Genomic DNA, 24,107 nt, shown 5'->3' with positions numbered 1-24,107 from the left:
TCTTTTCCGTCGCATCGCGCTAAGCCCGGCCGATATTGTGGCGCCCGATCGGGTGCTGCCCGGAAAGGATGAGCATGTCCCCATATCTGAAGGCCGGCGCTGCGTTGGGCGCCTTGCTGCTGTTTCCCGTCACAGCCGCGCAGGCGCAGCAAAAGCTGACGCTGGAGCGGGTGTTCGCAAGCCCCGACCTTGCCGGCCCGCAGCCGCGTGCGCTCAAGCTCTCGCCCGACGGCAAGCTGGTGACCCTGCTCAAGCCGCGTGCCGACGAGAAGGAGCGGCTCGACCTGTGGGCGATCGACACCGCAACCGGCGCCGAACGCATGCTGGTGGATTCGAAGAAGACCGGCAGCGGCGCGGAACTGAGCGAAGCGGAAAAGATGCAGCGCGAACGCGACCGCTCGGTCGCTGGCAGCACCGGCATCACCAGCTATGACTGGTCGCCCGATGGCAAGACCATCCTGGTGCCGGTCGATGGCGATCTCTATCTCGCCGCGCTCGACGGCAAGGTCACCCGCCTCACCGACACGCCGGACGGCGAACTCAATGGGGTAGTCAGCCCCAAGGGCGGCTTCGTGTCCTTTGTGCGCGGCGGTAACCTGTTCGTGCAGCCGATGAACGGCAGCGAGAAGCAACTGACCCAGGGCGCCAGCGATACGGTCAGTTGGGGCGTGTCGGAATTCGTCGCGCAGGAGGAAATGGATCGGCGCACCGGCTATTGGTGGTCACCGACCGACGCGATGATCGCGGTCGCGCGGGTTGATGAAAGCCCGGTCGGGATTGTCACCCGCACCGCGATTGGCGGGGAGGGCACCAAGGTTTATCAGCAGCGCTATCCGGCTGCCGGCACGCCCAACGCCATCGTAGACCTTTTCGTCATGAAGGCGGACGGCTCAGGCCAGGTCCAAGTCGATCTCGGCGCGGACAAGAACGTCTATCTCGCCCGTGTCGACTGGTCGAAGGATGGCAAGACCCTCTATGTCCAGCGCGAAAGCCGGGACCAGCAGCGCCTCGACCTGCTTGCGGTCGATCCGACGACCGGCAAGGCCAAGATCGTCCTCACCGAAACGTCGAAAAGCTGGATCAACCTCAGCAACAATTTCATGCCGCTGAGTGACGGCAGTTTTCTGTGGTGGTCGGAAAAGACCGGCCATGGCCATCTCTATCATGTGCGGGGCGGCAAATGGACTGCGCTGACCAGCGGCGAATGGGAAGTACGCGATATCGTTGGTGTGGATGAGGGCAAGAGCCTGGTCTATTTCACCGGCAATCGCGAGACGCCGCTGGAGCAGCAGCTCTATGTCGCGTCGCTCGCCAAGGCCGGTCCACTCAAGGCGCTGACTGCCAAGGGCTGGTGGAACGATGCGGTGATGGATGGTGCGGCGAGCCGGATCGTCGTCTCGCGCCAGAATGCCGACCAGCCCAAGCAGGTCTATCTGGCTGATAGCAGCGGCAAGCAGTTGCAGTGGATTTCGGAAAATGCGCTGAAGGGCGATCATCCCTATGCGCCCTATCTGGCGAGCCATGCCAGGACCGTTTTCGGCACCGTCAAGGCGGCCGATGGCAGCACCCTCTACACCAAGATGCTGACCCCGCCGATGCAGCCGGGCAAGCGCTATCCCGTCTTCATGATCCATTATGGCGGTCCGGGTGCCGGGCGCCAGGTGACCAACACCTGGAGCGGCGCGCTCAACCAATATCTGGTCGACCGGGGCTGGATCGTCTTCTCGATCGACAATCGCGGCACGCCCGATCGCGGCAAGGCGTTCGAGGACCAGATCCATCGCGCCATGGGCACGGTCGAGGTCGACGATCAGTTGAAGGGCGTCGAATGGCTGAAGGCCCAGCCCTTCGTCGATCCCAAGCGGATTGCTACCTATGGCTGGTCCTATGGCGGCTATATGTCGCTCAAGCTGGCGGAAAAGGCGCCGGGCACCTTCGCCGCGATCGTCTCGGGCGCGCCGGTGACGAAATGGGAGTTTTACGACACTCATTATACCGAACGCTATCTGGGTCAGCCGCAGGACAAGCCGAGCGCCTATCCGGGGTCGGATGCGGTCGATGATGCGGTGAAGATCAAGGATCCGCTGCTGCTGATCCACGGCATGTCGGACGACAATGTCGTGTTCGATAATTCGACTGCGTTGATGGCCAGGATGCAGGGCGCGGCCGTGCCGTTCGAACTGATGGTCTATCCGGGGCAGACGCACCGCGTCGGCGGTCCCAAGATCAGCGTTCACCTCTGGACCACGATCGAGAATTTCCTGCGCGATCAAGGTGTCGATCCGGCCAAGTGAAGGCCGGGCGTGAGGAGTAAGGGATGGGTGGCGTCGGCCGTGCCGGCGCCACCTCCCACCCCGTGACTATCGCTGGCAATAGCCCTTCTTTCTGGACAAATCGCGCCACTGCGCTATGCGCCACCCCGCAATACTGCATGGAGTGGAGTGTTAAGTCATGGGTTATAAGGTCGTCGTCGTTGGTGCCACCGGTAATGTGGGCCGCGAGATGCTGACCATTCTCGCCGAACGCGAATTCCCGATTGACGAGATCGCGGCGGTTGCATCGCCCCGGTCGCAGGGCACCGAAATTGATTTCGGTGACACTGGCAAGACACTCAAATGCAAAAATATTGAACATTTCGATTTCACCGGCTGGGACATTGCCCTGTTCGCGGCCGGCTCCGGCCCGACCGCCGAATATGCGCCCAAGGCGGCGGCGGCCGGCTGCGTCGTGATCGACAATTCGTCGCTCTATCGCATGGACCCGGACGTTCCGCTGATCGTGCCCGAAGTGAACCCGGACGCGATCGATGGCTATGTGAAGAAGAACATCATCGCCAACCCCAACTGCTCGACCGCGCAGATGGTCGTGGCGCTCAAGCCCTTGCATGACGCCGCCAAGATCAAGCGCGTCGTCGTCGCCACCTACCAGTCGGTGTCGGGCGCCGGCAAGGAAGGCATGGACGAGCTGTTCGAGCAGTCGCGGAACATCTTCGTCGGCGATCCGGCCGAGCCGAAGAAGTTCACCAAGCAGATCGCCTTCAACGTGATCCCGCACATCGACGTCTTCCTGGACGATGGTTCGACCAAGGAAGAATGGAAGATGGTCGCGGAAACCAAGAAGATCCTTGATCCCAAGATCAAGCTGACCGCGACATGCGTGCGCGTGCCGGTGTTCGTCGGCCATAGCGAAGCGATCAACATCGAGTTCGAGAATGAGATTTCGGCGAAGGAAGCGCAGGACATCCTGCGTGAGGCGCCGGGCATCATGCTGGTCGATAAGCGCGAGGACGGTGGCTACATCACGCCGATCGAATGCGTCGGCGATTTCGCGACCTTCATAAGCCGCGTGCGTGAGGATTCGACCATCGAGAACGGCATCAACCTGTGGTGCGTCAGCGACAATCTGCGCAAGGGCGCGGCGCTGAACGCGGTGCAGATCGCCGAACTGCTGGGCCGTCGCCACCTCAAGAAGGGCTGAGCCCGAAGATGATCTCCGGCGCTGTCGCGGCATGGAAGGCCCTTCCTGTCGCTCAGCGCCGGATGATCGCCGCCTTGCTGGTGGCAATCGGGCTGGCCAATGTCACGCAGCCCTTTCCCGACCTTGCCCCGTTGCAGCATGGGCCGACATTGCTGCTGACGCTCACGGCGCCCTGGCTGCTGCGGCGCTGGCCGCTCTCGACCGGATCGGTCGGCTGCATCTGGCTGTTCCTGCTGCTCCACACCTTCGGCGCGCGCTGGATCTATTCCTATGTGCCCTATGATGACTGGGCTCGGATGCTCAGCGGTCATGATATTTCCAGCCTCCTCGGGCTGCAGCGCAATGCTTATGACCGGCTCGTCCATTTCGCCTTTGGGGCTTTGCTGACCGCACCGGTGGCGGAGATTGCGCGACGCAGGGGCGGCCTATGCCATGGCTGGAGCCTCGCCTTCGCCTTTGCCGCGATCGGCCTCGGCAGCGCGCTTTACGAGATATTCGAATGGCTGCTGACGGTGATCGCCGCCGGCGAGACGGCGGACTATTATAATGGCCAGCAGGGCGATGTGTGGGATCCGCAGAAGGACATGGCCGCCGCGCAGATCGGCAGCGCCCTTGCCCTGATCGCGCTCTTGCGCCGGCGCGGCGGAGATCCTATCGGCGAGGCCCCAAGCCCCGAAGGACCAGCGCAATGACCGACCTGCAGATCGAACGCCATGATATCAAGGGCCTGGACGGCCTGCCGATCGCGGTGCATGTCGTGGGACAGGGGCGCGATTTGGTGCTGATCCACGGCTATTTCTCCAACGCCTGGACCAACTGGATCCGCTACGGCCATGCCGCCAAGTTGGTGGAGGCGGGTTTCCGCCTGATCATGCCGGACCTGCGCGGTCATGGTGAAAGCGGCAAGCCGCATGACGCTGCGGACTATCCGGCCGATGCGCTGACCGACGACAATCTGGCGCTGGTCGAGCAGATGGGGCTCACTGACTATGATCTTGGCGGCTATTCGCTTGGCGCGCGTACGACCGTGCGGATGCTGGCGCGCGGCGCGACGCCGAGTCGGGTGATCCTGGCTGGCATGGGACTGCGCGGGCTCACGAAGACGCTCGACAAGGGCGGCTATTACAAGAAGGTGCTGACCAATCTGGGCACGTTCGAGCGCGGTACGTCGGAATGGATGACCGAGGCGTTCCTCAAGACCACCAAGGGCGACCCGGTGGCGATGCTGCATATCCTCAATACCTTCGTCGATACCGACGAGGCTACCATTGCCGGCTTCCAGCAGCCGACCGAGGTGATCTGCGGCGCTGACGATCAGGACAACGGCATCGCGCAGGAACTGGCCGATGCGCTGCCCAATGGCCGCTATGTCGAGATTCCGGGGAATCATATGAACGCGGTGACCCGCAAGGAACTGGGCCAGGCCATGGTCGATTTCTTGACTGCTTGACTGTCTCGCCCGCCTAATCCACCTTGGCCCCATAAGAAGACCTGAGGGGCCAAGTTCCATGAAAATCGCCATTTCGATCGCCGCGCTTGCGGCTGCCCTTGTTGCATCGCCGGTGCTGGCGCAGCAGGCGCCGACCACGCAGCAGCCGACCGCTGCCGAGGCAGAAGCCTTCCTGACCAAGGCGGAGAAGGCGCTGTTCGATCAGTCGCTGATCAGCAGCCGGGCCGCCTGGATCAACGCGACCTACATCACCGACGACACCGACGCGCTCGCATCCTATTTCGGTGCGATCGATACGACGATGCGGGTCGACTATGCGCTGGAGGCCGCCAAGTTCGCGACCGCGCCGGGCCTGAGCGAAGAGACCAGGCGCCGCCTGACGCTGCTGCGCACCGCGCTGACCTTGCCCGCGCCGACCACGCCGGGCGCCTCGCAGGAACTGAACGATCTCGCGACCACGCTCCAGTCCACCTATGGCAAGGGCAAGGGCACGCTGAACGGCCAGCCGATCAACGGCAGCGACATTGAAGAGAAGATGGGCACGGACCGCAACCCGGACGAGCTCAAGGAAATGTGGGTGAGCTGGCACGACAATGTCGGTGCACCGATGCGCGGCGACTATGCCAAGCTGGTGACGATCGCCAACCAGGGTGCCAAGGAACTGGGCTTTGCCGATACCGGTGCGATGTGGCGGTCCAAATATGACATGCCGGCCGATGACTTCGCCAAGCTGACCGACAAGATCTGGGCCGAGGTGAAGCCGCTCTACGATGATCTGCACTGCTATACCCGGACCAAGCTCAACGAGAAATATGGCGATGCGGTCCAGTCCAAGACCGGGCCGATCCGCGCGGATCTGCTCGGCAATATGTGGGCACAGGAATGGGGCAATATCTATGACATCGTCGCGCCCGCCGGTGCCGGTGACCTCGGCTATGACATCACCGACCTGCTGACGGCCAAGAATTACGATCCCATCAAGATGGTGAAGACGGGGGAGGGCTTCTACAGCTCGCTCGGCTTCGCGCCGCTGCCCCAGACCTTTTGGGACCGTTCGCAGATTACCAAGCCGCGCGACCGCGAAGTGATCTGCCATGCCTCCGCCTGGGATCTGGATAACAAGGACGATATCCGCATCAAGATGTGTACCAAGGTGAATGGCGATGATTTCGTCACCATCCATCATGAACTGGGCCATAATTATTATCAGCGCGCCTATAATATCCAGAAGCCGCTTTATCTGGACGGCGCAAATGACGGCTTCCACGAGGCGATCGGCGATTTCATCGCGCTGTCGATCACGCCCGACTATCTGGTGAAGATCGGCCTGCTCGATCCCGCCAAGGTGCCGGGCACCGACAAGGATCTGGGCCTGCTGCTGCGCCAGGCGATGGACAAGGTGGCCTTCCTGCCGTTCGGCCTGCTGATCGACAAATGGCGCTGGGGCGTGTTCGACGGATCGATCCCGGAATCCAAATATGAGTCGGCCTGGACCGACCTGCGCCGTCAGTATCAGGGCATCGTCCCGCCGGTGTCCCGTGACGAGACGAAGTTCGATGCTGGCGCGAAATTCCATATCCCCGGCAATACGCCCTATACCCGCTATTTCCTGGCGCGCGTGCTGCAGTTCCAATTCTATGAGGCGGCCTGCCGCCAGTCCGGCTGGAAGGGGCCGCTCCACCGCTGCTCCTTCTATGGAAACAAGGCGGTAGGCGAGAAACTTGATGCCATGTTGAAGATGGGCGCATCCAAGCCCTGGCCCGATGCGCTGCAGGCCTTCACCGGCAGCCGTGAGATGTCGGGCAAGGCGCTGGTCAATTATTTCGCGCCGCTTCAGACATGGTTGAAGACGCAGAATAAGGGCAAGTCCTGCGGCTGGTAAGTCGCCGTAAAAATTGGTAAATGGCCGGCGCATGAGCGCGCCGGCCGTTATTCTTTCCCTGCTTTTCGGTACTGCCCTGGTGATGACCATCGCCATGGGTGTTTCATGGCTGCATTTCGGCCGCCAGAGGCATGTGCTGACCTGGACAGCGTCCTATGCGGTCGCCATCCTCCAATGGATCGCCAATGCAGGTGGCTATTTCCTGCACAGCCGCTGGCTGTTCATCCTGACCGGCATCGGCCTCATTGTAAGCGCGTCGTTACTGGCGATCGGCATCCGTCAGCGTTCTGGCCGCCCCTTGCAGTTGCTGGCCTTTGCCGTCCCGGCTGTCCTGGTGAGCCTGGCAATGGCGATTGCGATCGGGCCAGTGGGTAGCCAGATCATGCAGGGGATGATCATTCCCGCCTATGTCGGTCTGCTCATGGCGGTCAGTGCGCTGTCGCTCTGGCCGCGCAACCGGTCCTTCACGCCGCCCGAACTGGCCTTCTTTGCCGCGCTGCTTGCCTTTGCCCTGGGCCAGCTGGCGTTGGCCGCATCGGCAGCCCTGATCCGCGGCCCGGAGGACGGCAAGGAACTTTATCGCGCGATCCTCGGGCTGTTCATGCCGACCGTCTATGTCGGCACGGCGGTCACGGCCGTGCTGGTGGTGGCGGGCGATCTTGCCCAGCAGCTTCGGCAGCAGATGATGCATGACCCGCTGACCAACGTCCTCAATCGACGCGGTATCGAGGAAGCGGCCGAACGGGCGATCGCCAACGCCCGGCGGCAGGGGCGACCGGTCGCGCTGGTCATCTGTGACCTGGATGGCTTCAAGGGGCTGAATGACGGCTATGGTCATATGGCGGGCGATGCAGCGCTGCGCGGCTTTGCCCATCTGCTGACCAATGCGGTGCGGCGCGGCGACGTCGTCGGCCGGCTCGGCGGTGACGAGTTCGGTTTGCTGATGGTCGACACCGGCGCAGAAGTCGCGGCCGACGCCATGGAGCGCGTGCGCGCCGAAATCAGTTGCCTGCGCCTTGGTGAAGCGCCGCACGCGCTGCTGCGGGCGAGCTTTGGCGTTACTGATTTGCGACCGGATGATCGGGAACTGGACGACCTGGTCGCGCGAGCGGATGCGGCGCTCTACACCGCGAAGCGAGAGGGCAAGAACCGGGTCACGGTATCCCGCGCCGCCGCCTGATCCGTCGGATCGGGCGACAGCGCGGACATTTCTGCCTTACCGGAAAGGCGGCTCGTTGAAGGCGCGCAGCTTGCGGCTGTGCAGCTTTGGACCTTCCTGACGCAACAGTTCGCAGGCCATCAGGCCGACACGCAGATGGCCGGCAATGGCTTCCTCATAGAAGCGGTTGGCCTGGCCGGGCAGCTTCAGTTCGCCATGGATCGGCTTGTCCGAGACGCAGAGCAAGGTGCCATAGGGGACGCGGAAGCGATAACCCTGCGCCGCGATCGTGGCGGATTCCATGTCGATGCCGACCGCGCGTGACAGGCTGAAGCGCAAGGCGGAGCTGGAATAGCGCAATTCCCAGTTGCGATCGTCGGTCGTGACGACCGTGCCGGTGCGCAGGCGGCGCTTGAAATCCTCCGGATTGCCGCCGCCCAATATCGCTTCGGCGGCGCTCGCCATCGCGACCTGAACCTCGGCGATCGCCGGCACCGGGATTTCCGGCGGCAGCATTTCGTCAAGCACATGGTCGTCGCGCAGATAGGCGTGGGCCAGCACATAGTCGCCGATCCGCTGGCTGGGGCGCAGGCCGCCGCAATGGCCAATCATCAGCCAGGCTTCCGGGCGGACCACGGCCAGATGGTCGCAGATGGTCTTGGCGTTGGACGGGCCGACACCGATGTTGACAAGGGTGATGCCGCTGCGATCCGGCGCGATCAGATGATAGGCCGGCATCTGATGCTTGCGCCAGGCGCTGTCGGCGATCATCTGGGCCGGGTCCGCCGTTTCAGGCGTCACGAAGACGCCGCCGGCACCGGACAGCGCGGTGAAGCGGCTGTCAGGACGCTGCAGTTCCTTGCACGCCCAGTCCACGAACTCGTCGACATAACGATGATAGTTGGTGAACAGGATATAGCGCTGCACATGCTCGGCCGGGGTGCCGGTATAGTGCTTCAGACGCGCCAGCGAGAAGTCGGTTCGCAGCCCGTCGAACAGGGCGAGCGGGCGGTCGCCTTCGGCATCCGGCGTGAACAGTCCGTCGGCGATCTCGTCGCCGATCTCGGCCAGTTCCGTTGCCGGGAAGTGGCGCGCCAGCTCGGTCGGCGGTGTGCCGTCGAGCGCATTGATGTCGAGCCCGTCTAGGACGTAGGGGAAGGGGATCTGCTGATCCGACAGGCCCGTTTCGACCTCCACGCCATAGTCGCGAACCAGAAGGTCGATCTGTTCGGCGAGATAATCGGCGAACATGGCGGGCCGGGTGACCGTGGTCACATAGCGGCCGGGCTTCGACAGGCGGGCGAAGGAGCGGCCCGGCGGCGGCGCCTGGCTGTCATCCTGATAGGTGACCCGCAGTTCGGGATAGCAGAAGCGCCGGTCGGCCCGCGCCTCGGGCGGCGGGATGCTTCCGTCGCGGGCATAGGCACGCATGGCCTCCCGCAGATTTTCAATGGATGTCTGATAGATGGCGTCGAGTTGCGCGACGATCGCTGTGCCGATGCTCTGTGTCATCACCTCTTGCTACCGCACTTGTGTGACGGAAGGAAGATGCCAGCGAAACAATCGCACGCCCGACCGATCCGGCCGGGCGTGCGACCCGAAAATTCAGAGCTGTTCGAGCATGAAGTCGGCCGAAGAGACCTTGAAGTCGCCCGGTGCTTCGACGTTCAGTTCCTCGACCACGCCGTCCTTGACGATCATCGAGAAGCGCTGGCCACGCTCGCCAAGGCCGAACTTGCTGCCGTCCATGGTCAGGCCCACGGCCTGCGCGAAGCTGCCATTGCCGTCTGCCAGCATCGTCACCTTGTCATCGGCGCCGGCCGACTTGCCCCACGCGCCCATGACGAAGGCGTCGTTGACGGCGGTGCAGGCGATCTCGTCGACGCCCTTGCCCTTGAGGGCATCGGCTTTTTCGATGAAGCCGGGCAGGTGCTTGGCCGAGCAGGTCGGCGTGAAGGCACCGGGCACCGAGAAAAGGGCAATGGTGCGGCCTGCGAAATATTCGTCCGAAGCAACCTGTTCGGGGCCGTTTTCGGTCATCTTCGTGAAGGTCGTGCTGGGAAGGCGATCACCCTTGGCGATGGTCATATCTTGTCTCCTGGCCTGTGGCGTCGCGGAGTTCGTTGCTCGCGCCTTCGCTGTCAAGGGTGCGGGCGCGGAATATGGCACGATGCCCCTTTGTCGCGACGGTCGCCGATTGGCATTGGCGCGTTTCTGCCTATATTCCGCAGCATGACCGATCCGCGCTTTTTTGGCGGCCGCTTCCTACTGGCATTGCCGGGCATGGAAGATGAGCGCTTTGACCATTCCGTGATTGCGCTGTGCGTGCATGACGAGGATGGGGCGCTGGGCATTTCTCTGAGCGAGGAGGTCGAGGGGGTCGGCTTGCGCGACCTGCTCCAGAGTTTCGATATCGACGCTTCGGCCATTCCTGACCAGCCTGTTCTGAAGGGCGGGCCGGTGGAGCCGCGGCGCGGCTTTGTGCTGCATTCGCTCGACTGGGCCGGGCAGGACATGGTGCAGTCCGGGCCGGACTGGGGCCTTTCCGGCTCGCTCGACATATTGAAGGCCATTGCCGAAGGGCGCGGCCCGAGCCGCTATCTTGTCGCACTGGGCTATGCGGGCTGGGGCGCGGGCCAGTTGGAACGGGAAATGGCGGGCGAAAGCTGGTTCCTGGCCGAGGGCGATGCGGCCCTGCTGTTCGACACGCCTGCGCACCGCAAATGGCGCGCCGCCTATGCCGCTGCGGGGGTCGATTCGGCCCATCTGGTGAGTGGCGGCGGGTCGGCCTGACTTTTTGATCCGTTGCGCTGTCGATTTTTGGCCGTTTCAGGGACAGAACAACAACAGCCATTGGCCGCTTGTTCTGTCATCGTAACTGAACCGTTTAGGGTAAATTCGCCTTAACCATAATGCGATAGAATACGGCAATCGGTCCCGCCCATTCTCTGTCTCTGGGGAATATGCGGGGTTATTTCATGAAGAAGATTATCTGTGCGGCGCTTGCCGCAGCGATGCCGCTCGCGCCGGCGTCGGCAGCGACCTGCTGGAAGAAGGATCATGTCGAGGCGGCGCAGGTCCGCAATTTCGAGATGATGCTGATGGTGTCGGCGCTTCGCTGCAACACGAGCGCCTATGATTTCCTGCCGGCCTATAACCAGTTCGTGCGTGAAAAGCGGACGGCCCTGGTCGAGGTTAATGACGCGCTGCGCAGCCACTTCGCGGACGTTGCAGGGCTGGAGGGCGGCCTCGACGCCTATGATGATTATGTCATCATGCTGGCGAACAGCTATGGCGCGGGTGCTGGCGGCCTCGAATGCCGGGATCTTCAGGCGATCCAGGCGGCGGCCAATGCGGTCCCGGCCAATCGGGCTGCGATTTGGAAATTGTCGGAATCTGCCGGCATCGCGCCGCGGATCGATGCGCCCCAGTGCGACATGGCGATCGCCCTCGCCAATGATCTGCTGGCCGACGAAGGCGTGAGTGGCGGCTCTGTGGGCCGATCCATCGCCATGGCCGAAGGGGCTGCACGCCTGCCGTCCGCGCAGGTTCGGGGCCCGGCCAATTAACACATAAAGAAAACTTTATATTGAGTTGCCATGCTTGGCGGCGATTGGTAAAGCCCGACCATCGCCGCCGCCTTCCTTATGCCGGCGGCCGGTCAATTTCTAATGATGGAGACAGGCTCGTGGCCACCGTACCCGCTGACAAGGCGCAGGATTATGTGATCGCCGATATCGGCCTTGCCGCCTTTGGTCGCAAGGAAATCGAGATCGCCGAAACCGAAATGCCCGGCCTGATGGCTCTGCGCGCCGAATTCGGTGCGTCGCAGCCGCTCAAGGGCGCGCGCATCACCGGCTCGCTGCACATGACGATCCAGACCGCCGTGCTGATCGAGACGCTGACCGCGCTGGGCGCGCAGGTCCGCTGGGCGACCTGCAACATCTATTCGACGCAGGACCATGCCGCCGCCGCGATCGCCGCGTCGGGCGTGCCGGTCTTCGCCGTCAAGGGTGAAAGCCTTCAGGAATATTGGGACTATGTCGAGCGCATCTTCGACTGGCACAATGACGACAGCGGCGTCTGCAACCTGATCCTCGACGATGGCGGCGACGCCACCATGTTCGCCCTGTGGGGCGCCCGCGTCGAAGCTGGCGAAGAGCTGTTCACGCCGTCGAACGAGGAAGAGGAAATCTTCTGCGCCGTGCTGAAGCGCGTTCTGGCCGAGCGTCCGGGCTTCCTGACCAAGACCGTCCAGTCGATCAAGGGCGTGTCGGAAGAAACCACCACCGGCGTTCACCGCCTGTATGAACTGTCGAAGAAGGGCAAGCTGCCCTTCCCGGCGATCAACGTCAACGACAGCGTCACCAAGTCGAAGTTCGACAACCTCTATGGTTGCAAGGAATCGCTGGTCGACGCCATCCGTCGCGGCACCGACGTCATGCTGGCCGGCAAGGTCGCCTGCGTCGCCGGCTTCGGCGACGTTGGCAAGGGTTCTGCTGCCTCGCTGCGCAATGGCGGCGCCCGCGTCCTCGTGACCGAGGTCGATCCGATCTGCGCCCTGCAGGCCGCGATGGAAGGTTATGAAGTCGTGACGATGGAAGAAGCCGCCCCGCGCGCCGACATCTTCGTTACCGCCACCGGCAACGAAGGCGTCCTGACCGTCGATCATATGCGCGCCATGAAGAATATGGCGATCGTGTCGAACATCGGTCATTTCGACAGCGAGATCGAAATCGCCGGCCTCGCCAACATGAAGTGGACCGAGATCAAGCCGCAGGTCGACGAAGTCGAGTTCCCCGATGGCAAGAAGATCATCGTCCTGTCGAAGGGCCGTCTGGTCAACCTGGGCAACGCCACCGGCCACCCGAGCTTCGTGATGTCGGCCAGCTTCACCAACCAGACGCTGGCCCAGATCGAGCTGTGGACCAAGAGCGAGACCTACGGCAACGACGTCTACGTCCTGCCCAAGCATCTGGACGAGAAGGTCGCCGCGCTGCACCTGGAAAAGCTGGGCGTGAAGCTGACCCAGCTCAGCCAGCGTCAGGCCGACTATATCGGCGTGCCGGTGGAAGGCCCGTTCAAGCCGGACCACTACCGCTACTAAAAATTGGAAAGGGGGAGGGCCATCCTCCCCCTTTTACCTTATCCGATGCTCGGACCATGCTGTGCCGGGCATTCATCATATCTGAGCGCTTTCCGCCGGCGCCAAGTTGCGTTAGGCCCGTGGCCATTGGTCTGTATGAACGATAAACAACTGGTCGCGAACGGGATGGGAATGGCGCAATGGGGTCTATGAGCCCGCTTGCCACTTTGTTGCTGGGCACGGTGATGGCCGGCTGGCTGGGGGCTGCGATATGGGCGCTGATCACGGGGCAGCGCATGCGCCGCGCGGGGATGCAGGCGCAGGGCAAGCTTGATCGGCTGACGACGCTGCTGGCGTCGGCGCCGGCTGCGCCCGTCATCATTCATCCTGACGGCCGGATGGAGGCCGCCGACCGGCTGGGCAAATGGCTGGGCCGGGACCGCGTGCCGACCTTCGTGTCCGAACTGACGGCGCCCGATGGTGGGCTTGAGCCGGCCGATGCCGCCGCATTGGGGCGCGAGATCGGCGCCGCACAGAAAGCGGGCAAGAGTTTTTCGCTGCCGATCCGGGGCAGCGGTTCGTCGCGCACGCTGCTGGTTCGCGGTGCGCCCGCCGGGCCGGCGCTGGCCGCCAATGGCGGTGTCGTGCTGTGGATCTTCGACGCGACCGACAGCCAGGCGGAAATCCAGGCGCTGAGCGCGACCGTCGGGCAATTGCGCGAGGCGCTGGAGGCGCTCGCCGGACTGGTCGAGGCCGCGCCCTTCCCGATGTGGCACCGCACGCCCGACCTGCGGCTGAGCCTGGTCAACAGCGCCTATGTCCGCGCCGTCGACGGCGCCGGTGCCCATGACGTGATCATGAACGGCACCGAACTGGTCGAGAATGTGAACGGCTTCAGCCCGCAGGACGCCGCGGCACAGGCGCTCGACGAAGGCAATTCGCTTGCCCGTATCGTTCCGGCAACGATCGATGGCGAACGGCGGACGATGCGCGTCGTCGACGTGCCGCTGGGCGCGGCCGGGGTGGCAGGTTTCGCGATGGACCAGCATGAGCTGGAACAGGCGCGGGTCGAGCATCGTCGGCTGGAAGCGGCGCAGCGCGATCTGCTCGATCGTCTGTCGGCTGGTGTTGCGCGCTTTGGTCCCGACCGGGCGCTGCGCTTCTGGAACCAGCCCTTCATCAGCCTGTTCGGCCTGAAGCAGGAAGCGCTGACCGATGCTCCGCTGTTCGAGCGCGTGCTGGATCAGATGCGCGATGCCCGCCGCCTGCCGGAAAATCGCGACTTTCCGGCCTGGCGCGCGGAGCGGCGCGACTGGTTCCTGTCGCCGGATCCGCTGGAGGAAAACTGGCTGCTGGTCGATGGCACGCATTTGCGCGTCTATGCCCAGCCGCTGCCCGATGGTGGCCTGTTGCTGATTTTCGAGGATCGGACCGAACAGGTGCAATTGTCGAGCGCGCGCGACACGCTGCTGCGGGTGCGGACAGCGACCTTCGACAATCTGTTCGAGGCGATCGGCGTCTTCTCGTCGGATGGGCGCCTGCATCTGTGGAACAGCCGTTTCCGCACCATCTGGGACATTAGTGAAGAGGCGCTGGGCAAGCATCCCCGCATCGACGAGTTGATGCGTGCCGTGCAAAGCCGCCTTGCCAAGCCGCAGCAGAGCAATCTGGTGCGCGAACTGGTCCGCGCGGCGACGGTCGAGCGCAAACAGCGTGTCGGCCATGTCGGCTTTGCCGACGGGCGTATCTTCGAATTTGCCGCCATTCCGCTGCCGGACGGCAATGCGCTGTTCACCATGCTGGATGTCACCGACAGCCGGCGGGTCGAGCAGATGCTGCGCGACCGCAACGAGGCGCTGGAACAGGCCGACAAGGTGAAGACCGCCTTCGTCACGAACATGAGCTATGAGTTGCGCACGCCGCTGACGACCATCGCTGGCTTTGCCGAGATGATGAGCGCGGGCTATGCCGGCGAACTCAGCGACAGCGCGGTCGAGTATGTGAACGGTATCCTGCAGAGCACCGGGCGCCTGTCGATGCTGATCGATAATGTGCTCGACCTGACCCAGGGCGAGGCCGGCACCTTGCCGATCGAGCGCAGCGAGGTCGATCTGGCGGCGCTGGTGCGCGCCAGCGTTGCGCGCATCGACGCCGAGGCGAAGGCCAAGGGGATCGATCTTGCCGTCACCCTGCAGGATACGCTGGGGGTGATCCAGGGCGATGCGCGGCGGATCGGCCAGGCGGTCGATCATCTTCTGGAAAATGCGGTGCGCTATTGCGGCGCGGGCGCACGGGTGCTGTTGCATGGCGATGGCGGCCCCGATCTCGCCCGCCTGGTCGTGTCGGACAATGGCCCCGGTATCGATGCCACCCGGCAAGCCACGATCTTCGATGCGATCAGCCGCGCCGAGCAGAACCGCAAGGGCGCGCGCGCGACGATCGGCCTGCCGCTGGTCAAGCAGTTGGCACAGGCCCATGGCGGCACGTTCGAGCTGGTATCGGAGCCCGGTCAGGGAACGATGGTGGTGATCGAGCTGCCCCGTGGCTGAACTGGATATGATCCTGGAGGGCGAGGGCGCCCAGCTCGATCTGGGCCGACGACTGGCGGGCCATGTCCGCATCGGTGACGTCATCGCGCTGGAAGGCGGACTGGGTGCCGGAAAGACGACGCTAGCGCGCGGCCTGCTGGAGGGGCTTGGCCTGGAAGGGGAGGCGCCCAGCCCCAGCTTCGCGATCGTCCAGCCCTATGACATTCCCGATGTCCGCCTGCCGGTCGCCCATGTCGATCTCTACCGGCTTGATGATGCGGAGGAAGCGGCCGAGCTGGCGCTGGACGAATATCTGCAGGACAGCCTGCTGATCATCGAATGGCCCGACAGGCTGGGCGATGGGCTCTGGTCGCACGCCCTGTTTCTGACCATCATGATCGAGCCGGATGGCGCACGGCGCTTGACAGCGCGCGTGCCCGACGCTTGGACGGATCGATGGTCACAGATATGATCCCCCCCGCAACCGCACCCGCTTTCCTCACGCAGGCGGGCTGGGATGGCGCCGCCATCGTTCCGCTCGCCGGCGATGCGTCTTTCCGTCGCTATTTCCGCGTGGTCGACGGCGGTCGCCGCGCCGTGCTGATGGACGCGCCGCCGCCGCATGAAGATCCGCGTCCGTTCATCGCGATTGCTCAGCATCTGCTGGGTCAGGGCTTTGCCGCGCCGGCGATCCTGGCGCAGGATCTGACGCAGGGCCTCGTCCTGATCGAGGATTTCGGTGACGAGCGCCTGAAGGAGCATGTCGAGGAGGATCCGGCGGGCGAACTGGCGGTCTATCGCCGCGCGATCGATCTGCTGGCCGACCTGCACAAGCTGCCCGCAGCGGATGTCCCGCCCTACGACCGCGCGGTCTATCAACGCGAAGTTGGCCTGCTGACCGAATGGTATTGCCCGGCGCTGGCGCTGGACGTCGATGCCGACGCCTATCATGCGGCCTGGGACGCGGTGCTGCCGATCGCAGAGCAGTCGGCAAGCCCGGTCGTCACCGTACTGCGCGACTATCATGCCGAAAATATCATGCTGATCGACCGCCCCGAAGTGCGCGGCCTTGGCCTGCTCGATTTTCAGGACGCGCTGGCCGGCCACCCGGCCTATGATCTCGTTTCGCTGCTGCAGGACGCCCGGCGCGACGTGTCGCCGGAATTGGAGCTGGCAATGCTGGCCCATTATCATGCGGTCGCCAATCCGCCGGCCGATTTCGACGCCGCCTATGCGGTGCTGGGCGCCCAGCGCAACGCGAAGATCATCGGCATCTTCACCCGCCTGTGGAAGCGTGACCACAAGCCGCGCTATCTGTCCTACCTGCCGCGCATGTGGGGGCTGCTGGAGCGCGACCTGGCCCATCCGGCGCTGGCGCCGGTCAATGCCTGGTTCGACGCCAATATCCCTACCGACAAGCGTCATCATGCGCTCGCGGAGTTTGCCCAGGCATGATCGATACCGCCATGCTCATGGCAGCAGGACTCGGCAAGCGGATGCGCCCGCTGACGGCGACCCGTCCCAAGCCGCTGGTGAAGGTCGCCGGCAAGGCGCTGATGGACCATGCGCTCGATCGCCTGGCGGCCGGTGGCATCAAGACCGTGGTCGTCAACGTCCATTATCTCGCCGATACGGTCGAGGCGCATCTCAAAACGCGCAAGGACATGGACTTCCGCATTTCCGACGAGCGGGCCAAGCTGCTGGAGACGGGCGGTGGATTGATCCACGCCAGGCCACTGCTCGGCGACAAGCCGTTCATCTGCGCCAATAGCGACAATCTCTGGATCGACGGGCCGGCCGAGACGCTGGGCATGATGCAGCGGCTATGGGATTCCGAACGGATGGATGCGCTGCTGCTGCTGGTGCCGCTGGCGCGGGCCAATTGCCATAGCGGACCGGGCGATTTCCATATGGATGCCAATGGCCGTCTGACCCGGCGCAAGATCGCCCATGTCGCGCCGTTCGTCTTCACCGGCGTTCAGATCCTGTCGCCCCGCCTGCTGGTCGATCCGCCGGCGGATGTCTTTTCGACCAATATCTTCTGGAACCGCGCGATCGCGGCCGGACGCCTCTATGGCGCGGTGCATCAGGGGCTGTGGTTTGACGTGGGCACGCCGCAGGCCATTCCCGTCGTGGAGTCGATGATCGCCCATGGGTGATCGGGCCAAGCCGGCGCTGTACACCATCCCGGCGCATCGCGCCTTCGCCGACGCGCTGGTCGCCGGCATCTTGGCGCAGCAGGGAAGCGATCCCGTCCGTCTGGCGCAGGGCATGATCCTGCTGCCCAGCAATCGCGCCGTCCGGGCCGTGAGCGACGCCTTTGTCCGCCGGGCCGAAGGCGGCCTGCTGCTGCCCCGCCTGGTTGCGCTGGGCGATCCGGAACTGGGCGAGGAAGTGGGCGGTGCGCTCGATCCGCTGTGGGAGGGCGATGCGGTTCCCGCCGCCATCCCGCCGATGCGGCGGCAGATGATCCTGGCGCGTATGGTGCAGGATGCGGGCGGCGCGGCCGATGCCGGCCAGGCGCTGCAACTGGGACAGGCGCTCGGCGCCGTGCTCGACCAGATGCAGGTGGAGCGGGTGCCGCTCGATGCGCTGTCGAAGCTCGACCTGATCGAGGGGCTGTCGAGCCATTGGGAAAAATCGCTCGACCTCTTCTCCATCCTGATTGCGCGTTGGCCGGCCGAGCTGGCGCGGCTGGGCTTCATCGACCTTGCGGATCGGCGCAACCGGTTGTTCGATCGGGTTGCCGCGCGCTGGGCGGAGGCTCCACCGCCGGGCTTCATCGTCGCGGCCGGCATCAGCGCAACTGCGCCGGCGATCGCCGGGCTGCTGCGGCGGATCGCCGAACTGCCCAATGGACAGGTGGTGTTCGCCGGCCTCGACCAGAATTTGGACGAGGACGCCTGGGCCGCGATCGGTCCGTTCCCGCCCGATCCCGTCACCGGCCGCAGCGCTGCGGGACATGAGACCCATCCCCAATATGCCTTGAAGCGCCTGCTCGACCGGATGAGCGCCAGCCGCGAGGATGTCGCCCAGTGGCGCTGGGGCAGCGAACATGATGCCCGCGCCGTGCGCGGCCGCAATATTTCCAACGCGATGCTGCCGCCGCGCCTGACCAGTCGTTGGCGCGACCTCAAGACCGCCGACCGCTCGCTCGCCGGGGTCGAAGCGCTGGAGGTGGCGACGCCCGGTGAAGAGGCGCAGGCCATCGCCATCGCATTGCGCGAAGCGCTGGAGACGCCCGAGCGCACCGCCGCGCTGGTGACGCCCGATCGGCAACTGGCCGTGCGCGTTTCCGCGCATCTGCGGCGCTGGGGCATAGAGGCCGACGACTCCGCCGGTCAGCCGCTCTCCCGTCTGCCGCCCGGTACCTTGCTGATCGCCATGGCGGAGGCGGCGGCCGAGCGTTTTGCGCCGGTCGCGCTGCTGACCCTGCTCAAGCATCCGCTGGTGATGCGCGGCGAAATGCGTCTCCCCTGGCTGGAGGGCGTGCGCCAGCTCGACCTGCTGCTGCGGGGGCCGCGGCCGCAGGCGGGGCTGCGGGGCATCGACCTGCTGCTGGATCCGCGCGAGGGCGAGGACCGACAGAAGGATTTGCGTGCGCAGGCCCGCGCCTGGTGGCCATGGGCGCGCGATCTGCTCGAACCGCTGGAGGCCGCCTTCGCGCTCGCGCCCGATCTGGCCGGGCAATTGGCGGCGGTGCGCGAACAGGCCGGGGCGCTGACCAATGACGCGCTCTGGGCCGGGCATCAGGGTCATGCCGCCGCCGACCTGTTCGCCGAGATGGAGGCGGCCGCCATCGAAGGTCCGCGCCAGGCCGATATCCGGTCGTTGCCGGCACTGCTCGACCATATGCTGGGCGTCGTGTCGGTGCGCCCGCCACAGGGCGGCCATCCGCGCATCGCCATATTGGGACTGGTCGAGGCGCAGCTGGTGCAGGCGGACCTGATGATCCTGGGCGGCCTCAACGAAGGCAGCTGGCCGGGTCTGCCGTCGCCCGACCCCTGGCTGGCGCCGCGCATTCGCCGTGAACTGGGTCTGCCGGGCCTGGAAACCCGGATCGGCCTTGCCGCGCATGATTTTGCGAGCGCGCTCGGCGCCCCGTATGTCCTGATCACTCGTGCCCGGCGCGGCAGCGGTGGGCCGGCGATCGCTTCGCGCTTCTGGCTGCGGCTGAAGGCGATGGCCGGGCCGCAATGGAAGACCGCCGATCGCTATCGCCTGCTGGCGGACGCGCTGGACCTGCCACCCAGCCACCGGCCGTCCGCGCGTCCCGCGCCGGTGCCCCCTCTCGCCGCCCGGCCGACCCGCATTCCGGTTACCGATGTTGACCGGCTGAAGGCCGATCCCTTCGCCTTCTATGCCCGACGCATCCTGAAGCTCAATCGGCTCGACCCGGTTGATGCCGATGCCGGACCGGCCTGGCGCGGCACCGTCGTGCATGAGATATTGGAGCATTGGGCGCAGGGTGGCAGCCGCGATCCGGCCGATCTGGAGGCGCGCGCCCGCGCCATGTTCGCCCGGCCCGATGTTCATCCGCTGCTCCGCGCCCTGTGGCAGCCGCGCCTGATCGAGGCGATCCGCTGGATCGCGGCCGAAGTGGCGAAGGATCAGGCCGCTGGTCGCCATATCCTGGCGGTGGAGACCGAGGGCAAGGCGGAGATTGCCGGCGTGCTGCTCACCGGCAAGGCAGACCGGATCGACCGGATGCCCGACGGCAGCATCGGCATCGTCGATTACAAGACCGGCAAGCCGCCCAGCGCGCGACAGGTGCGTGGCGGTTATGCGCTGCAATTGGGCCTGCTCGGCCTGATCGCGGAGTCCGCCGATGGCGCCTTTCCCGGCGTTGCCGGCGCGCGGGTCGCGGGGAGTTTCGAATATTGGTCGCTGGCCAAGAAGGGCGACGCCTTTGGCTACCGCGAGAGCCCGGTCGATCCGGTGGGTAAGCGCGACAAGATCGTCACCGCCGATTTCACCGCCTTCGTCTATGACCAGTTCCGCGACGCGGCCGAAACCTGGCTGACCGGCACCGCGCCCTTCGCCGCGCAGGTCAATCCGGAAGTGGCCAATTATGGCGATTATGACCAGCTGATGCGGCTGGAGGAATGGTATGGGCGCGACGATGGCTAAAGGCTCCAGCCCGCTGCAACCGCTAGCCGGCGCGCAGGCGCTGGCCGCTGCGCCCGATGCCCATGTCTGGCTGTCGGCGTCCGCCGGCACTGGCAAGACCCATGTGCTGACCGCGCGCGTCTTCCGCCTGCTGCTCCAGGGCGTGCGGCCGGAAAATATCTTGTGCCTGACCTTTACCAAGGCGGGCGCGGCGGAGATGGCCGACCGTATCCATGACCGGCTCGCCACCTGGGTGCAGGCCGAGGAACGCGACCTGTTCAACGATCTGGAGGCACTCGGCGAAGAGAGCGGGCCGGAAGCGCGCGATCGCGCCCGGCGCCTGTTCGCCGAAGTGCTGGAATCGACCGGCGGCGGCCTGCGCATCCAGACCATTCATGGTTTCTGCCAGCAATTGCTCGCCTCCTTCCCGCTGGAGGCGGACCTCGCCCCCGGCTTCCGCCCGCTCGACGCGCGCGAACAGGGTGTGCTGGCCCGCCAGACGCTGGCCGACATGGTTATCCGCGCCGAGGAACTGGGCGATGCCGAACTGATCGATGCCTTGCAGGCTTTGAGCCTGCGACTGGGAGAGGGGGCGGCCGAGACTTTCCTGCTGCGCTGTGCCGCCCGCCTTTCTGCGCTGGCAGAACTACCCGGCGATATCGGTCCCTGGCTGGCGCGCGAACTGGGCTTGCCCGAAGGCGATATCGACGCCTGGCTGGCGGACCAGTGCAGCGATGCCATGTTCGACATGCGTAGTCTGGCCTGGGTGGCGCAGGCCAATGCCGACTGGGGCACCGGCCGGGCCCTGGAGCGCTGCGACCGGATCGCCGCCTGGCGCGGACGCGATCCCGCAGCCCGCGCTGCGACCCTGACCGACCTGCATAGCGCCTGGGCCAAGGCGGACGGCGACATCCTCTCCGCCAAGGGCTGGGTGCCGCCGATCGACGGCTATGGCGAGGCGACGGCGCGGCTCCATGCCCGCTGCGCCGAACTGATCGGGGTCAAGCTGCAGGCCGATTATGCCGCGCTGCTGGCCCGCGCGCTCCATGCCGGGCGTGCCTATGCCCGTGCCTATGATGAAGCCAAGCGGCTCGCCGGCGCGGTCGATTTCGACGATCTGATTGAACGGGCGTCTGGGCTACTGCAACAGGACGGGATTGCCGAATGGATCCGCTACAAGCTGGATCAACGGATCGACCATATCCTTGTCGATGAAGCGCAGGACACGAACATCCGGCAATGGCGGATCGTGCAGGCCTTGACCGAAGAGTTTTTCACCGATGAGTGGGAACCGGAGGCAAAGGTTCGGACGCTATTCACTGTCGGCGACTTCAAGCAGGCTATCTTCGGATTTCAGGGCACCAGTCCCAAGGCATTCTCCGATGCACAGTTGGTGTTTGGTCATTATGCCAAGCAAGCCAAGCAATCTTTCCATGACCTGTCGCTGGATCGCAGCTTCCGTTCGACCCCGCCGGTGCTCGACCTGGTCGACCGGACGATCGCCACCTTGCGGGCGCAATCGCTGGGCCTTGCCGAGGGCGAAGTCCGCCATATCAGCGCCAATCGCCATCCCGGCGACGTGCTGCTGTGGAAGCCGACGATCGCGGGCCTGGCCGACGAGGTCGAGGGCGAGGAAGATTGGGTCGCCGATCAGGAACGGGAACTGGCCGGCAAGATTGCGCGCCAGATCCGGCAATGGATCGACGACAAGATGATGCTGGAGGCGCGTGGGCGCCCGGTCCGCCCTGGCGACATCATGATCCTGGTCCGCCGCCGCAGCGAACTTGCGCGCCTGATCGTCGCGCGCCTCTATGAGGAAAAGGTCGCGGTTGCCGGCATCGACCGCCTGCGCCTCAATGCGCCGCTGGCGGTGCGCGACCTGCTGGCCGCGCTGCGCTTTGCGACGCAGCCCGACGATGACCTGAACCTTGCCGCCCTGCTGGTGTCGCCGCTGATCGGCTGGACCCAGAACGAACTGATGGAGCGGGCCATCGGGCGCAAGGGTGGTCTCTGGCGCCATCTGCTCCAGCGGCTGGACGACGCGCAATTGCTGCCGCTGCGCCAATTGCTTGGGCAGGCGGATTTCACCACCCCCTATCGCTATCTGGAGGCGATCCTGTCCGGCCCGATGGACGGGCGCCGCCGGCTGATCGAGCGGCTGGGCGCGGAAGCGGCCGACCCGATCGAGGAATTGCTGAACGCCGCGCTGGGCTTCGAGGCGGACGACCATCCCTCGCTCCAGCGCTTCATCGACTGGTTCGATCGCGGCGAAGTCGAAATCGTCCGCGACGCGGCGGCGCAGGGCGATGCGCTGCGGTTGCTGACCGTGCATGGCGCCAAGGGGCTGCAGGCGCCGATCGTCATTCTCGCCGATGCCTGTCTTGATCCCGACGCCGGCAACCGCATGGATTCGCTCGAATGGAATGGCCTGCCGATCCTGGCCCCGCGCAAGGGCGAGCGACTAGGACCGATCGGCGAGGTCGCGGCCGATGCCGCGGCAATCGAGCGGGAGGAGCATTGGCGCCTTCTCTATGTCGCCCTGACCCGCGCCGAGGAGAAACTGATCGTCGCCGGATCGCTCGGGCCAAGGGCGAAGGGTGAGGTCAAGCCGCAAAGCTGGTATGGCGCGGTCGATGCGGCGATGGTCGACATGGGCTGCGACTGGGAAGCCGATCCCCTCTGGGGTGCCCGCCGCCGCTGGCGCGGGACCGAGGTACTGACGCCCAAGGCGGCACAGCCGGAAAGCGCCGAAGACAAGCCGGTAGTGGTCGAGCCGGACTGGCTGCGCGCGCAGGCGCCGGCGGAACAGCGTCCACCCCGGCCACTGGCGCCCTCCGCGCCGGTCGAGGATGACGTGCCCAATCCGCCGCCCACCGCCGCGATGCGCCAGGCAGCCGAGCGCGGTCGCTGGCTCCATGCCCTGTTCCAGCGCCTGCCCGACCTGCCGGCCGAGCGGCGTCGCGAGGGGGCGGGACGCTGGCTGGAGCAGCAGGGGGCAGGGGATGCCACTCTGCGCCGGGATGTGATCGATCATGCGCTGCGGGTGATCGAGGATCCACATTTCGCCGCCCTGTTCGCGCCGGGCGCGCTGGCCGAAGCGCCGATCGCCGCGGTGGTCGGCGAAGCGGTGATTGCCGGCACGGTTGACCGGCTGCGGGTCGAGGCGGACCGGGTCCAACTGGTCGATTTCAAGACCGGACGGATGACGCCGCGCGATGCGGAGGAGGTGCCGGTCGCCCATGTCCGGCAGATGGCGGCCTATGTCGCGGCGCTGGAAGTGATCTTCCCCGGCCGCACGGTGGAGGCGGCCTTGCTCTATACCAGCGCGGGGCGGCTCATCGCGCTGCCGACGGCGCAATTGGCGCCCTACAAGCCGGGCTTTTCGCCCACGCAGCAATATTTGCTGCTGTGACCCG

At 65.2% G+C, this 24,107-nt stretch carries 17 protein-coding genes; 15 read left to right on the top strand and 2 right to left on the bottom strand.

Features of this window, described 5'->3' with window-relative positions:
- The first annotated feature begins 74 nt into the window (after window positions 1-74).
- The 6 genes from DIZ22_RS06655 (at window position 75) to DIZ22_RS06630 (ending at window position 7,989) form a co-directional block, all read left to right on the top strand.
- Window positions 75-2,294, top strand: a complete 2,220-nt coding sequence (locus DIZ22_RS06655) for a S9 family peptidase (RefSeq protein WP_048937244.1) — start codon at window positions 75-77, stop codon at window positions 2,292-2,294.
- Window positions 2,295-2,451: 157 nt separating this feature from the next.
- Window positions 2,452-3,477 carry an aspartate-semialdehyde dehydrogenase gene (locus tag DIZ22_RS06650; protein WP_004207185.1) on the top strand — a complete coding sequence of 342 codons (1,026 nt, stop codon included), beginning with the start codon at window positions 2,452-2,454 and terminating at the stop codon, window positions 3,475-3,477.
- 8 nt (window positions 3,478-3,485) lie between these two features.
- On the top strand, window positions 3,486-4,169 hold the full coding sequence (locus tag DIZ22_RS06645) for a DUF2238 domain-containing protein (protein WP_048937095.1): 684 nt from the start codon (window positions 3,486-3,488) through the stop codon (window positions 4,167-4,169).
- Window positions 4,166-4,927 carry an alpha/beta fold hydrolase gene (locus tag DIZ22_RS06640; RefSeq protein ID WP_122928053.1) on the top strand — a complete coding sequence of 254 codons (762 nt, stop codon included), beginning with the start codon at window positions 4,166-4,168 and terminating at the stop codon, window positions 4,925-4,927. The genes DIZ22_RS06645 and DIZ22_RS06640 overlap by 4 nt, the downstream gene beginning before the upstream one ends.
- Window positions 4,928-4,985: 58 nt before the next feature.
- A complete protein-coding gene (locus DIZ22_RS06635) occupies window positions 4,986-6,809 on the top strand; it encodes a M2 family metallopeptidase (protein WP_122928052.1) in 1,824 nt (607 codons plus the stop codon).
- A 31-nt stretch (window positions 6,810-6,840) separates the two neighbouring features.
- Window positions 6,841-7,989: a GGDEF domain-containing protein gene (locus DIZ22_RS06630; RefSeq protein WP_048937092.1), complete on the top strand. Its 1,149-nt coding sequence runs from the start codon at window positions 6,841-6,843 to the stop codon at window positions 7,987-7,989.
- 36 nt (window positions 7,990-8,025) lie between these two features.
- Here the strand turns inward: DIZ22_RS06630 and DIZ22_RS06625 are convergent, their stop codons facing one another.
- Complete coding sequence (locus DIZ22_RS06625) at window positions 8,026-9,480, bottom strand: AMP nucleosidase (protein ID WP_010338771.1); 1,455 nt, start codon at window positions 9,478-9,480, stop codon at window positions 8,026-8,028.
- 93 nt (window positions 9,481-9,573) lie between these two features.
- A complete protein-coding gene (locus DIZ22_RS06620; RefSeq protein ID WP_048937091.1) occupies window positions 9,574-10,056 on the bottom strand; it encodes a peroxiredoxin in 483 nt (160 codons plus the stop codon).
- Window positions 10,057-10,200: 144 nt separating this feature from the next.
- Between DIZ22_RS06620 and DIZ22_RS06615 the strand changes: the two genes are divergently transcribed.
- The 9 genes from DIZ22_RS06615 to addA all read left to right on the top strand — a co-directional run bounded on the left by DIZ22_RS06615 (window position 10,201) and on the right by addA (window position 24,103).
- A complete protein-coding gene (locus DIZ22_RS06615) occupies window positions 10,201-10,761 on the top strand; it encodes a YqgE/AlgH family protein (protein WP_048937090.1) in 561 nt (186 codons plus the stop codon).
- A 170-nt stretch (window positions 10,762-10,931) separates the two neighbouring features.
- Entirely contained in the window at window positions 10,932-11,537 is a 606-nt protein-coding gene (locus tag DIZ22_RS06610) for a hypothetical protein (protein WP_048937089.1), read from the top strand.
- 119 nt (window positions 11,538-11,656) lie between these two features.
- Window positions 11,657-13,075: an adenosylhomocysteinase gene (gene ahcY, locus DIZ22_RS06605; protein WP_010338767.1), complete on the top strand. Its 1,419-nt coding sequence runs from the start codon at window positions 11,657-11,659 to the stop codon at window positions 13,073-13,075.
- 179 nt (window positions 13,076-13,254) lie between these two features.
- Entirely contained in the window at window positions 13,255-15,603 is a 2,349-nt protein-coding gene (locus tag DIZ22_RS06600; RefSeq protein WP_048937088.1) for a PAS domain-containing sensor histidine kinase, read from the top strand.
- The gene (tsaE, locus tag DIZ22_RS06595) at window positions 15,596-16,054 is read left to right on the top strand and encodes a tRNA (adenosine(37)-N6)-threonylcarbamoyltransferase complex ATPase subunit type 1 TsaE (protein WP_048937087.1); all 459 of its coding nucleotides are present in this window, start codon (window positions 15,596-15,598) and stop codon (window positions 16,052-16,054) included. Before DIZ22_RS06600 ends, tsaE begins: the two co-directional genes overlap by 8 nt.
- Complete coding sequence (locus DIZ22_RS06590) at window positions 16,051-17,037, top strand: phosphotransferase (protein ID WP_048937086.1); 987 nt, start codon at window positions 16,051-16,053, stop codon at window positions 17,035-17,037. Before tsaE ends, DIZ22_RS06590 begins: the two co-directional genes overlap by 4 nt.
- Window positions 17,034-17,741: a nucleotidyltransferase family protein gene (locus DIZ22_RS06585; protein WP_048937085.1), complete on the top strand. Its 708-nt coding sequence runs from the start codon at window positions 17,034-17,036 to the stop codon at window positions 17,739-17,741. The genes DIZ22_RS06590 and DIZ22_RS06585 overlap by 4 nt, the downstream gene beginning before the upstream one ends.
- On the top strand, window positions 17,734-20,712 hold the full coding sequence (gene addB / locus DIZ22_RS06580) for a double-strand break repair protein AddB (RefSeq protein ID WP_048937084.1): 2,979 nt from the start codon (window positions 17,734-17,736) through the stop codon (window positions 20,710-20,712). The genes DIZ22_RS06585 and addB overlap by 8 nt, the downstream gene beginning before the upstream one ends.
- The gene (addA, locus tag DIZ22_RS06575; protein WP_048937083.1) at window positions 20,693-24,103 is read left to right on the top strand and encodes a double-strand break repair helicase AddA; all 3,411 of its coding nucleotides are present in this window, start codon (window positions 20,693-20,695) and stop codon (window positions 24,101-24,103) included. The genes addB and addA overlap by 20 nt, the downstream gene beginning before the upstream one ends.
- Window positions 24,104-24,107 lie beyond the last annotated feature (4 nt).

It is taken from the genome of Sphingobium sp. LF-16 (assembly GCF_003711185.1).
GTDB lineage: Bacteria > Pseudomonadota > Alphaproteobacteria > Sphingomonadales > Sphingomonadaceae > Sphingobium > Sphingobium yanoikuyae_A.
This window is presented reverse-complemented; position numbering and strand designations above follow the sequence as displayed.